The organism is Pseudomonas sp. zjy_15, assembly GCF_043101865.1.
GTDB classification, from domain to species: domain Bacteria; phylum Pseudomonadota; class Gammaproteobacteria; order Pseudomonadales; family Pseudomonadaceae; genus Aquipseudomonas; species Aquipseudomonas putida_Y.
Map to the genome: position 1 here is coordinate 1 of NZ_JBICII010000017.1, position 12,646 is coordinate 12,646.

General features: G+C 61.6%; 9 protein-coding genes. 2 read left to right on the forward strand and 7 right to left on the reverse strand.

Features of this window, described 5'->3' with window-relative positions; translation table 11 throughout:
- Positions 1-75: 75 nt before the first annotated feature.
- The 7 genes from cyoE to hmpA all read right to left on the reverse strand — a co-directional run bounded on the left by cyoE (position 76) and on the right by hmpA (position 7,594).
- On the reverse strand, positions 76-963 hold the full coding sequence (gene cyoE, locus ACF8EF_RS02170; RefSeq protein ID WP_003248596.1) for a heme o synthase: 888 nt from the start codon (positions 961-963) through the stop codon (positions 76-78).
- Between the two features lie 11 nt (positions 964-974).
- Positions 975-1,307 carry a cytochrome o ubiquinol oxidase subunit IV gene (gene cyoD / locus ACF8EF_RS02175; protein WP_003248599.1) on the reverse strand — a complete coding sequence of 111 codons (333 nt, stop codon included), beginning with the start codon at positions 1,305-1,307 and terminating at the stop codon, positions 975-977.
- A complete protein-coding gene (cyoC, locus tag ACF8EF_RS02180; protein ID WP_019436939.1) occupies positions 1,307-1,930 on the reverse strand; it encodes a cytochrome o ubiquinol oxidase subunit III in 624 nt (207 codons plus the stop codon). The genes cyoD and cyoC overlap by 1 nt, the downstream gene beginning before the upstream one ends.
- Before the next feature lie 3 nt (positions 1,931-1,933).
- A complete protein-coding gene (gene cyoB, locus ACF8EF_RS02185; RefSeq protein ID WP_010952047.1) occupies positions 1,934-3,952 on the reverse strand; it encodes a cytochrome o ubiquinol oxidase subunit I in 2,019 nt (672 codons plus the stop codon).
- A gap of 3 nt (positions 3,953-3,955) precedes the next feature.
- Positions 3,956-4,897, reverse strand: coding sequence for a ubiquinol oxidase subunit II (gene cyoA, locus ACF8EF_RS02190; RefSeq protein WP_176685511.1), 942 nt, complete (start codon positions 4,895-4,897; stop codon positions 3,956-3,958).
- Positions 4,898-5,456: 559 nt separating this feature from the next.
- Complete coding sequence (locus ACF8EF_RS02195) at positions 5,457-5,963, reverse strand: disulfide bond formation protein B (protein ID WP_176685510.1); 507 nt, start codon at positions 5,961-5,963, stop codon at positions 5,457-5,459.
- 452 nt (positions 5,964-6,415) lie between these two features.
- Positions 6,416-7,594 (reverse strand): NO-inducible flavohemoprotein, encoded by a 1,179-nt coding sequence (gene hmpA / locus ACF8EF_RS02200; RefSeq protein ID WP_176685509.1) that lies wholly within the window; start codon positions 7,592-7,594, stop codon positions 6,416-6,418.
- 154 nt (positions 7,595-7,748) lie between these two features.
- Here hmpA and norR point away from each other — a divergent pair, with 154 nt between their 5' ends.
- A complete protein-coding gene (gene norR / locus ACF8EF_RS02205) occupies positions 7,749-9,305 on the forward strand; it encodes a nitric oxide reductase transcriptional regulator NorR (RefSeq protein ID WP_176685508.1) in 1,557 nt (518 codons plus the stop codon).
- 189 nt (positions 9,306-9,494) lie between these two features.
- Positions 9,495-12,646: Ig-like domain-containing protein (locus ACF8EF_RS02210; protein ID WP_392460380.1), on the forward strand; the 3,152-nt coding region annotated here is incomplete at its 3' end.

Sequence of the window (12,646 nt, forward strand, 5' to 3'; positions counted from 1 at the left end):
AGAGGCCAGCCCAGGAAAAACATCAAAAAAAACCCCGGCGCAGAGGCCGGGGTTTTCGTGAAACAGGCAGCAGTTTCAGCGAGCGTAGGTCATCAGCACGTCCGCAGCAGTCTGGCTGTCCACACCCATCATCACGCTCAGGGCAGTAACGGTGAGGATGGAGAAGCCGAACACCTTGCGGGCCCACTTGCTGTCGTCCTCGGCCTTGTAACCACCCCAGGCCATGTACAGCCAGTACAGGCCCATGGCTGCTGCCACGGCCAGGTAGCCGAGGCCGGCGTAACCGCCGAGGGTAAGCATCAGGGTGGCGAGCACGAAGGCCAGCACGTACAGCACGATCTGCTTTTTCGCCGCGAGGATGCCACGTGCCACCGGCAGAACCGGAATGTTGGCAGCGCTGTAATCCTTGAAGCGGAAGATCGCGATGGCAAAGCTGTGCGGCATTTGCCAAAGGCTGAACATCACCAGCAGGGTTACCGCAGCCAGGTCGAAGCTGTTGCTCACGGCGCAGTAGCCGATCACCGGAGGCATGGCACCCGACAGGCTGCCGACCAAGGTGCCGTGCACCGACTTACGCTTCAGCCACAGGCTGTAGAAACCGACGTAGACGACAAAGCCAATCAGTGCGCAGAACGCAGACAGCGGGTTGGCCTGGACATACAGCAGGCTGAAACCCGCCACCCCGAGCAGGGTGGCGTAGATCAGCGCGAGGGGCAGCGACATGCCGCCCTGAACCATGACACGGTTCTTGGTGCGCTCCATCTTGTGGTCGATGTCACGGTCGATGCAGTTGTTGAACACGCATCCGGACGCAACCACCAGAGAAGTACCGATCACCACCGCCAGGAACAGGGCGAAATCCACATGGCCCTTCGAGGCAAGGAAGAAACCGCCTGCCACGGAAAGCACGTTACCGAAAATGATCCCCGGTTTGGTGATTTGGATAAAGTGCTTAACGGACATGCAGTCTTACCTCACTTGGCCAACATTTCGAAGTGGATGCTGAACATGATCCACAGCGACAGGCCGACAAGCAGAGCGATCACCAGGGTGGTGAACAGGAACGTCGAAACGTTGTTGCGTTGCTCTTTCGAGCGGTCCATGTGCAGGAAGTAAACCAGGTGAACAACTACCTGGATCACGGCCATGGCAACAATGATCAGAACGGTCAGGTTCTTCGGCAGGCTGGCGGTCATGGCCAGGCCGAACGGGATCGCAGTCAGGATGATCGACAGTACAAAACCGATCATGTACGACTTGACGCTGCCGTGATTACCTTCGTGATGAGTGTCGTGTGCGTTAGCCATTACAGAACCCCCAGCAGGTAAACGACGGTGAATACGCAGATCCAGACCACGTCCAGGAAGTGCCAGAACAGGCTCAGGCAGCTCATGCGGGTCTTGGCGGTCGGCGTGATGCCGTGCTTGTTGATCTGGTACATCATGATTGCCATCCAGATCAGACCAGCAGTCACGTGCAGACCGTGGGTACCTACCAGGGCGAAGAAGCCCGACAGGAAGCCACTGCGCTGCGGGCCGAAGCCCTCGCTGATCAGGTGATGGAACTCATAGATTTCCATCGCGATGAAGCCTGCACCGAACAGGAAGGTCACAGCCAACCAGCCCAGTACGCCAGCTTTCTTGCCATCGAACATCTTCAGCATGGCGAAGCCGAAGGTGATCGAGGACAGCAGCAGGAGCAGCGTTTCAACAGCTACGAAATCGAGCTGGAAGATGTCATGACCCGACGGGCCGCCGGCAAAACTGCCGGACAGCACCGCGTAGGTGGCGAAGAGCGACGCAAACAGGATGCAGTCGGTCATCAGGTACAGCCAGAAGCCCAGTACGGTCATCTGGCCCGAGTCGTGGTGGTGGTCGTCGTGCCCATGGTCGTGACCATGAGCAGCGCCGTGCATTACTTGACTGGACATTGATTACACCCGCTCAAACGATTCGACACGTGCGCCGGCAGGCAGAGCACCTGCTTTGGCCAGCGCTTTCATACGCTCGCCTTCGATGCGCGCCACTTCTTCGGCCGGAACCATGTAGCCCTGGTCGTCACGTGCAGCGTGGCGAACGAAGACAGCGATGGTTGCAACCAGGCTCGCGCCAACCAGCCACCAGATGTGCCAGATGAAGGCGAAGCCGAAGACGGTCAGGAACAGGCCCATGAACAGACCGGTAGCGGTGTTGCTCGGCATGTGAATGGCTTCGTACTTGGCTGGAGCCTTGTACGCAACGCCTGCTTCCTTGGCTTCGTGCCAGCAGTCCAGGCCAACTTTCTCAGGCATGTGAGCGAAGTTGTAGAACGGAGGTGGCGAAGAAGTCGACCATTCCAGGGTACGGCCGCCCCATGGGTCGCCGGTCACGTCCAGGTTCTGGTTGCGGTCGCGGACCGAAACGACGATCTGGATCAGCTGGCAAGCGATACCGAACAGGATCAGCACGGCGCCGACAACGGCTACGTACAGGTAGGGTTCCCACAGTGGGTTGTCGGAGTGGTTCAGACGACGGGTCATGCCCATGAAGCCCAGGGCGTACAGCGGCATGAACGCAACGTAGAAGCCCGACAGCCAGAACCAGAAGGCAGCTTTGCCCCACTTCTCGTTCAGGGTGAAGCCGAAGGCTTTCGGGAACCAGAAGGCGAAACCGGCGATGTAGCCGAATACCGCGCCACCGATGATCACGTTGTGGAAGTGCGCAATTACGAACAGGCTGTTGTGCAGAACGAAGTCAGCACCCGGAACAGCCAGCAGTACGCCGGTCATGCCACCGATGGAGAAGGTGACCATGAAGCCCAGGGTCCAGAGCATCGGTGCGGTGAAGCGCACACGGCCTTGGTACATGGTGAACAGCCAGTTGAACAGCTTCACACCGGTCGGAATGGAGATCAGCATCGTCGCCAGGCCGAAGAAGGTGTTGACGCTGGCGCCGGCACCCATGGTGAAGAAGTGGTGCAGCCATACAGCAAAGCCGAGGATGGCGATCGCGCCCGATGCGTAAATCATCGAGTGGTGGCCGAACAGGCGTTTGCCAGAGAACGTCGAAGTTACTTCCGAGAACACGCCGAAGGCCGGCAGGATCAGGATGTAAACCTCAGGGTGACCCCACGCCCAGAACAGGTTGACGTACATCATCGGGTTCCCACCAAGCTCGTTGGTGAAGATGTGGAAGTCCAGATAACGGTCAACAGTCAGCAGAGCGAGTGCAGCAGTCAGGATCGGGAACGAAGCGACGATCAGTACGTTGGCCCAGGTGCAGGTCCAGGTGAAGATCGGCATGTCCATCAGCTTCATGCCAGGTGCGCGCATCTTCATCACGGTGACGAGGAAGTTCACGCCGGTAAGTGTCGTACCCAATCCGGATAGCTGTAGCGCCCAGATGTAGTAGTCGACACCCACCCCAGGGCTGTACTGAATGCCCGCGAGCGGCGGATAGGCAACCCAGCCGGTCTTGGCGAATTCACCAACGCCCAGCGAGATGTTGACCAGCAGCACGCCTGCCAGCAGCAGGTAGAAGCTCAGGGAGTTCAGGAACGGGAAGGCAACGTCACGTGCACCGATCTGCAGAGGAACCGCCAGGTTCATCAGGCCGGTGAAGAACGGCATCGCCATGAAGATGATCATGATCACACCGTGAGCGGTGAAGATCTGGTCATAGTGTTCAGGCGGCAGGTAGCCTTCGGAGCCGCCGGTTGCGGCAGCCAGCTGGGTACGCATCATGATGGCGTCGGCGAAGCCGCGCAGCAGCATGACCATCGCGACGATGATGTACATCACGCCGATCTTTTTGTGGTCGACAGTAGTCAGCCACTCGCTCCACAAGTAGGTCCACTTGCGGAAATAGGTGATAAGACCGACGACAGCGATACCGCCGAGCGCGATCATGGCAAGCGTCACCATGACTATCGGCTCGTGATAGGGTATCGCCTCCAGGCTTAGTTTACCGAACATCTCTTACTCCTCTGCACCGGCAGCTGGTTGCATACTCGATTCCACACCCTTGGTTGTGGCCAGATCTGTGCTGCCTGCTTCTTCGTGGCTACGACCGCGGTTCATGCCTTCGTACTTGTCGACGATCAGCTGGAACTGCTCAGGCGAAGCCTCGCTGTACAGCGCGACCGGGTTGTTTTCGCTTGGTTTGGCCAAGGCGGCGTATTCGGCCTTGTCCAGCTTCTTCGGCGACTGCTTGACTTCAGCGACCCACTTGTCGAAGTCTTCCTGAGAGGTGGCAGTAGCCTTGAATTTCATGCCGGTGAAGCCAGCACCGCTGTAGTTGGCGCTGATACCGTCGAATTCGCCATTTTCGTTGGCGATCAGGTGCAGCTTGGTGGTCATGCCGGCCATGGCGTAGATCTGGCCGCCCAGGCCCGGGATGAAGAACGAGTTCATCACGGCGTCGGAAGTGACGCGGAAGTTGACCGGGGTATTAGCCGGGAAGACGATCTTGTTGACCGTGGCAATGCCCTGCTCCGGGTAGATGAACAGCCACTTCCAATCCAGCGCGACCACGTCGATCTGAACCGGCTTCACGTCCGAATCCAGCGGACGATAAGGGTCCAGCTTGTGGGTGGAGTGGTAGGTGACGTAACCCAGGGCGATGATGATCAGGATCGGGATGATCCACACCGCGGCCTCGATCTTGGTCGAGTGCGACCAGTCAGGGGTGTAGGTGGCTGCCTTGTTGGAAGCACGGTACTTCCAGGCGAACGCCAGGGTCATGATGATGACAGGAATTACCACCAGCAGCATCAGGCCGGTAGCGATCAGGATCAGGTTCTTTTGCTCAATGCCGACCTGGCCCTTCGGGTCGAGCAGGGTCCAGTTGCACCCACTGAGTAAAAGCATGCCTAAAAAGGGCAATATGCCAAACAGTCTGGGGTAACGCTTTTTACTCATCTCACGACCTCTAGATCAGCTTGCTTCAATGCAATTTGTGTTTTGGTAGCCAACACTTCGTCCTGCCAAGTGAGGCATTTCGCGCCCGTACTCACTCCTGCCTGGGGTCCGACTGCAGGACCTTGGCTTCAAGCGGGTTAGCGGTGCTTATGGTTTCGTAGGCAACAGGCCTGTACTTCAGACCAAGTCCATTTGGTGCGGGAAAACGCGGAGGGGTGTCCGCCCGGTATCGCCGTTGGGCGAAACTTGACGAAGTCAGCAAAAAGGAGCGCTGAGGCTTCCTTCAATCCTGCGACTCGCAAGCAGTGCCGAACGGAAATTGGGGGCGATTGTAGATAGGTCGCCAACCCTTGACTATGACTTATTGAGCAACAGTCTTTTACAGAATCCGTAACAATGATGCTCAAGAATTCAACTTCGCGACAGTTTGTCGCACCCCGCTTGCCAGGCCTCAAAGCCGCATTCTGCAAGGCTTAGGGATTGATCTGGATCAAGCGGTGCGCAACTTTTCCCTCTCCTCATGCGGTGCAAAAGACCCCATGCAATTCGGGACTTTTGTCTAAACCTGGCGTCGGTTGCGGTAGATACCGAGCGGAACCAGGACGGCGGTCAGCACGAACGCCACAAGTGCCCATTGCGCCAGCGACAGACCGAGGATCGGCGGGTAGGGCGTGCTGCAGAAGCCGTCGACCTGAAATGCCAGTGGCCACAGCTTTGCCAGTGGCAGGTCATCCACGATCGGCTGCAAGGTATCGATACCGCAACTGACCATGGGGTTGGCGAGTATATACACATGGTTGCCGGCCGCAACGATTCCGCCAATTGCACTGATCACCACCAGCGCTTCGAAGAAGGTCAGGCTGCGGCGCCCGGGCATCGCCGCCGCGATGAAGGCAAACACGGCAATGAACAGCAGTGCATAACGTTGCAGGATGCACAACGGGCAAGGTGCCTCGCCCAGCACCACTTGCATGTAGAGGGCACCGCCGATCAGCGAGAGGCAGATCAGGCCCAACAGCACCAGAAAGCGCCGTTCCCGATTCAGGCGCGATGTTTGTTCGTTCATTGCCGGTTCCTTCGATGGATAGTGGCAGCGTGGTCCGCCTGCCTGGGCGCAAGTCTACACGCTGGGCAGGGCCTGTGAGCGTGCCGAGGAAGCGGTGCGATAGCACTGCGCAGGACTATCCGGTGTGGCTGAGACCGGCCGCAACGACGTCGGTTCAACGCCAGGCGGCAAAAAACGGCTGCCCAGGTGCCGCGCAGGGGCAAGCCCCTCGACACCCGGGAGTGAAGGATAACGTGATTAAAGGACGATTAAGGATGAAAGCTGCGCAGGTGTTTTCATCTCTTCTTTATATATAGGCAGAAAGGTGTGCTGCAGCGGGGGACGAGTACTCTATAGGCCTGTACCGGCCCTTTCGCGGGTAAACCCGCTCCTACAGACGGCACCACATTCAAGACCGGTGCAATACCTGTGGGAGCGGGCTTGCCCGCGAAGAGGCCGGCACAGGCGCTACATCACTCCAGCGCTGCCGCCGGCCCGAAGAACTCGTAGCGGCTCTGCTGCTCCGGCACGCCCAAGCCCTTCAACTGACGCTTGACCGCCGCCATGAAGCCCTTGGGCCCGAGGAAGTAGGCATCCACGTCACGTTCCCGCGGCAGCCACTCTGCCAGTAGATCTTCACTCAGCAAACCCACCGCATCGGCTGCAGCGCCCCCTTCCGGCTCGGCATAGCAGTAGAAGCGCTTGAGCTGTGGATGACGCGCCGCCAAGCCATCGATCCAGTCGCGGAAGGCATGCACCGCGCCGTTACGCGCACAGTGGATGAAATGCACCTCGCGCCGGGTTTGCAGTGCTGCCTGCAGCATTGCCAGGGTCGGGGTAATGCCCACCCCTCCACTGATCAGCACCAGCGGCTTGTCGCTGGCTGCCAGGGTAAAGTCCCCCGCAGGCGGGAACAGTTGCAGGGTATCGCCCACCACCAGCTCATCGTGCAGGTAGCTGGAGACCTTGCCGCCCGCCTCGCGCTTGACGCTAATGCGGTATTCCTTGCCGTCGCACAGCGCCGACAGGGAATAGTTACGGCGCTGCTCGGCACCGTCAATGTCAAGCTTCAGGCCGATGTACTGGCCAGGTTCTGCCTTGAGCACCGGCATGCCGTCCACCGGGGCGAAGTAGAACGAAACGATCTCGCTGCTTTCCTGCTCACGGCGTACCAGGCGGAATTCACGTGTACCGCGCCAGCCACCCTCGGCCTCTTCCTTCTCTTTATAAAGGTTTTCTTCAGCGCCAATCAGAATGTCGGCCAGCTGGCCATAGGCCGCGCCCCAGGCGTCGATCACCGCAGGGGTGGCAATGTCCTTGCCCAGCACTTCTTCGATGGCGCGCAGCAGGCAGCTTCCGACAATCGGGTAGTGCTGCGGCAGAATCTGCAGGGCAACATGCTTGTTGATGATCTGCCCGACCAGGCCGCCCAGTTGCTCCAGTTGGTCGATATGGCGGGCATACATCAACACGCCGTTAGCCAGCGCACGCGGCTGATCGCCGCTGGCCTGGTGGGCCTGGTTGAACAGCGGCCGTACCTCGGGGTACTCGCTGAGCATCATCTTGTAGAAGTGGGTGGTCAGTGCTTCGCCGCCGCTTTCCAGCAGGGGTACAGTGGCCTTGATGATTGCACGTTGTTCGGCATTGAGCATTGCAACAACTCCTGAGCCTGTGGCTTCAAATGACTGCCCATGCCATTACAGCAATCGTGCCAACTTTTAACGCCAGCAAAATCAGGGGCTTGATGCAGGTCATGTCAAAACGACCTACCCCCGCGTATAGTCATATCGACCCATAGGAGTCCATATGACTACAAAGCCACTGCTCACCGCCCTGCTGCCTCTGGTCAGCGACCTGTCCCGCGATTTGCCCGACCAGGAACGCTACCGCCGCCTGTTGCAAGCCATGCGTGGCCTGCTGCCGTGCGATGCCGCAGCACTGCTGCGACTGGATGGCGAATGGCTGGTACCGCTGGCAGTGGATGGCCTTAGCCCCGACACCCTCGGCCGGCGCTTTCGGGTCAGCGAACACCCGCGTTTCCAGATACTGCTCAGCCGCCCGGAGCCCACCCGTTTCGCCAGCGATTCCGAACTGCCCGACCCCTACGATGGTTTGGTCCACGCCCCCGATGCGGACCTCGAAGTGCACGACTGCATGGGCTGCCCGTTGATGGTCGATGAGCGCCCATGGGGCCTGCTCACCCTCGACGCCCTCACCCCCGGGCAGTTCCAGAGCCTGGAACTGGATGCCCTGCAGGCTTTTGCCAGCTTGGCGGCCGCCACCGTTACCGTGGCCGAGCGTATCGAGCACCTGGCCCTGCGCGCCGAAAACGAGCACCATCGCGCCGAGCTCTACCGCCAGGCCAGCAGCCAGAATAGAGAGCTGATTGGCCAGAGCCCCGCGCACAAACGCCTTGTGGAAGAAATTCGTCTGGTCGGCAGCAGCGACCTGACCGTGCTGATTACCGGCGAGACCGGCGTCGGCAAGGAGCTGGTGGCCCAGGCCCTGCACCAGGCCAGTAGCCGCTCCGACAAGCCGCTGATCAGCCTCAACTGTGCCGCCCTGCCCGACACCTTGGTGGAAAGCGAACTGTTCGGCCATGTGCGCGGCGCCTTCACCGGTGCGCATGGCGAGCGCCGCGGCAAGTTCGAGCTGGCCAACGGCGGAACACTGTTCCTCGACGAAGTGGGCGAACTGCCGCTGACGGTGCAGGCGAAGCTGTTACGCGTGCTACAAAGCGGCCAACTGCAGCGCCTGGGTTCGGACCGCGAGCACCGGGTCGACGTGCGTCTGATCGCAGCGACCAACCGCGACCTGGCTGCCGAGGTGCGTACGGGCAACTTCCGCGCCGACTTCTATCACCGCCTCAGCGTATACCCGCTGCACGTGCCACCGTTGCGCGAACGTGGGCGAGACGTGCTGCTATTGGCGGGCTACTTCCTCGAACAGAACCGTTCACGGCTGGGCCTGAACAGCCTGCGCCTGAGCCATGAGGCCCAAGCCGCGTTGATCGACTACGACTGGCCAGGCAATGTGCGCGAACTGGAACACCTGATCGGCCGCTCGGCCCTCAAGGCGCTGGGCCAGCACCCTGACCGGCCACGTATCCTCACCCTCGACGCCATCGACCTGGACCTGCGCGTGTCGGCAGCGACGCCAGGCACGCTGCCCTCCCCCGCTGCACCGCTGCAAGTGGTCACCCCGCCTGAAGGCGGCTTACGTGAAGCCGTCGATATTTATCAGCGACAGGTGATCGAAGCCTGCCTGCAGCGGCATCAGGACAACTGGGCAGCAGCGGCCCGCGAACTCGGTCTGGACCGCGCAAACCTGAGCCGTTTGGCCCGCAGGCTTGGGCTTCGCTGAGGCTTTTCTACCAAAGGATTAACCCAGAAAGCCATCTGGTTGCTTCCCCACCGGCTGCTATATCTCCCTAACCACCCGTTTGTCGACTGCCTGGTCGAGGCTGTGCGTAAAACCCCTGAAAGGGCTCTGTTACGTCGGTCGTGGCCCAAATGTCGGGCCGGGGGATCCGGATATCAGCAGGGAGCATCCATGGACAACATCGTCGTCGCCGATAAGCAATCCGAAGTCGCCACTCAGAGCGCCTGGGGCAATATCAATCTCAAAGCACCAAGCGTCGTTCAGATACCGGTATCTCCCGACAAAGTGGCCACCGTTACCCAACGCGGGCAGGACCTGATCGTCACCCTGAAGTCGGGTGAAAAAGTCACCATCGGTAACTTCTTCGCCGTGGACCAGGCCGGCGTCGGCAGCGATATGGTCTTCGTCGGCGAAGACGGCACCCTGTGGCATGCCCAGTACGATGCGGCAGCGTTCACCGGTTTCACCTTCGAAGAAGTGGCCTCGCTGGACGAACTGGTTGCGGGCATCGGTACTGCAGGCAGCGCCATGCCAACTTGGGCGATTGCCGGGCTCAGCCTGCTCGGCGTGGGCGGCGCGGCAGCAGCGGCGGACAATGGAGGCGGGGGCAGCAGCGGCGGTTCCGACCCCGACACCAGCGCACCAGCCACGCCGATCGACCTGCTGGTTTCACCGGATGGCCTGCGTCTGACCGGCCGTGGCGAAGCAGGCACCACGGTGAACATCCGCGACGCCGCCGGCAACCTGATCGGCAGCGGCACAGTGGGTGCCGACGGCAACTTCGACGTGACGTTGAGTGCGCCGCAGATCAACAGCGAAAACCTTGATGTCACCCTGACCGACGCCGCCGGCAATGTCTCGGCGCCTGGCACTGTCACTGCGCCGGACGCAACGGCACCACTGGCGCCGACCGACCTGGCTATCAATGAACAGGGCACCACGCTCACCGGTCGTGCCGAGCCCGGCTCGACGGTTTCCGTACGAGGCGCAGGTGGCGTATTGCTGGGCACTGCTGTGGCCGGTGTCGACGGCCAGTTCAGCATCACTCTGCAACCGCCACAAATCGACGGCCAGGCCCTGGAGATCAGCGCCGCAGACGCGGCTGGCAATAGCTCGCCAGTTGCCAGCATCACGGCACCGGACGTCGACACCCCTGATACTACAGCCCCTGAACAACCGACCGACCTGGCCCTGGCCGAAGGCGTCACCTTCACGGGTCGCGGTGAGCCCGGCGCTACCGTGCAGGTACGCGATGCCGGCGGTGCTGTCATCGGTACTGGTGTCGTCGGGGCCGACGGCCTGTTCAGCCTCACCCTGTCGCCGGCCCAGGCCAATGGTGAAGCACTCGACGTGCGTCTGGTGGATGCCGCCGGTAACAGCTCTACCCCACTGCAATTCGATGCGCCGGACATTACCCCGCCCGATGCGGTGAGCAGCATTGCCGTCGACGCTGACGGCCTGGCCCTGAGCGGTCGCGGCGAACCCGGCGCCACTGTCGAAGTGCGCGACGCCAATGGCACCGTGATCGGCACAGGTGTTGTGGGAGCCAATGGCACCTTCCTGATTGATCTGGATCCGGCGGTGCAGCCGGGCGAGCAGTTGAGTCTGGTACAGGCCGACCCAAGCGGCAATGCGTCCGTGGCTACCGAGTACGACGTCCCACTGACCTCCGCGCCCGACAGCCCAAGCAATCTGGCCATCGATGCTGATGGCATCACCCTCACCGGTACCGCGCCAGCCGGCAGCCGTGTGCAGGTGCATGATGCCAACGGCACGTTGATTGGCAGTGCCATTGCCAACGCCGATGGCAGCTTCAGCATCGAACTGAATCCCGCACAAGCCAACGGCGAACTGCTGGACGTGGTCGCCATCGATGACGGCGGCGTTTCCTCTCTGCCCGCACAAATCACCGCCCCCGACATCACCGCCCCTGCCGCACCGACCGAGTTGGTGATCAATGCCGACGGCAGCGTGGTCACCGGCCGCGCCGAACCGGGCAGCACCGTACGCGTGCTGGCCGCCGACGGCACCACTGTGCTGGGTAGCGTGGCAGTGGGCGCTACCGGCAGCTTCAGCATCACCCTCGACCCGCCACAGGTAGACGGCGAGGTGCTGCAAGTCACCGCCACCGATGTGGCAGGCAACGCCTCCACCGCCGGCAACCTTACCGCGCCGGACATCGACGGCGGCGACACAACGCCACCGGAGACCGCGACCAATCTGGTGATCGGCCTTGCCGGCAGCCAACTCAATGGTCGAGGCGAAGTGGGCACCACCGTGCAGGTGCGTGACGCGGCCGGCAACATCCTCGCGACTGGCACTGTCGCCGAGGATGGCACCTTCACCGTCACCCTGGACCCTGCCGTGAACGACGGCAGCACCTTGCAGGTCACCCTAACCGACGCCGCCGGCAACGTATCGCAACCGGGCTCGGTCACCTCGGCAGACCTGCTGCCGCCCGCACAACCGACTGACCTGGCCCTGGCCGATGGCGTCACCTTCACCGGTCGCGGTGAGCCTGGTGCAACCGTGCAGGTGCGCGATGCTGCCGGCAACCTGATTGGCACTGACTTGGTCAACGAAGACGGCACCTTCAGCGTCACGCTGTTCCCCGCCCAGGCCAATGGTGAAGCCCTGGACATTCGCGTGGTGGATGCCGCCGGCAACGCCTCGGCACCACTGCAATTCGATGCGCCGGACATTACGCCGCCCGATGCGGTCACCGACATCCTGGTCGGCGCTGACGGCCTGGCCCTGAGCGGTCGCGGCGAGCCTGGCGCCACCGTCGAAGTACGCGATGCCAATGGCACTGTCATCGGTACCGGCACTGTCGGCGCCAACGGCACCTTCGTGGTCGACCTCGCCCCGGCCGCACAGCCGGGCGAGCAATTGAGCCTGGTGCAGACCGACCCAAGCGGCAACGCATCCTCGGCACTGCAATTCGAAGTCCCGGTCACCACTGCGCCTGTCAGCCCCAGCGACCTGGTGGTCGCCGAAGACGGCAGCAGCATCAGCGGTACCGCACCTGCCGGCACCCGCGTGGAAGTGCATGATGCCAACGGCACGCTGATTGGCACTGTGGTGGCTGGCCCCGACGGCAGCTTCACCGTAACCCTCGACCCGGCCCAGGCTAACGGCGAACTGCTGGACGTGGTCGCCATCGATGACGGCGGCGTTTCCTCGCTGCCCGCACAGATCACCGCCCCTGACATCACCGCCCCTGCCGCACCGACCGAGTTGGTGATCAATGCCGACGGCAGCGTGGTCACCGGGCGCGCCGAACCGGGCAGCACCGTGCGCGTGCTGGCCGCCGACGGCACCAC

Excerpts from the sequence above, each read along its gene's own strand:
- hmpA (WP_176685509.1), bottom strand. The coding sequence starts at position 7,594 with ATGCTCAATGCCGAACAACGTGCAATCATCAAGGCCACTGTACCCCTG.
- norR (WP_176685508.1), top strand. The coding sequence starts at position 7,749 with ATGACTACAAAGCCACTGCTCACCGCCCTGCTGCCTCTGGTCAGCGAC.
- cyoC (WP_019436939.1), bottom strand. The coding sequence starts at position 1,930 with ATGTCCAGTCAAGTAATGCACGGCGCTGCTCATGGTCACGACCATGGG.
- cyoD (WP_003248599.1), bottom strand. The coding sequence starts at position 1,307 with ATGGCTAACGCACACGACACTCATCACGAAGGTAATCACGGCAGCGTC.
- cyoA (WP_176685511.1), bottom strand. The coding sequence starts at position 4,897 with ATGAGTAAAAAGCGTTACCCCAGACTGTTTGGCATATTGCCCTTTTTA.
- ACF8EF_RS02195 (WP_176685510.1), bottom strand. The coding sequence starts at position 5,963 with ATGAACGAACAAACATCGCGCCTGAATCGGGAACGGCGCTTTCTGGTG.
- cyoB (WP_010952047.1), bottom strand. The coding sequence starts at position 3,952 with ATGTTCGGTAAACTAAGCCTGGAGGCGATACCCTATCACGAGCCGATA.
- cyoE (WP_003248596.1), bottom strand. The coding sequence starts at position 963 with ATGTCCGTTAAGCACTTTATCCAAATCACCAAACCGGGGATCATTTTC.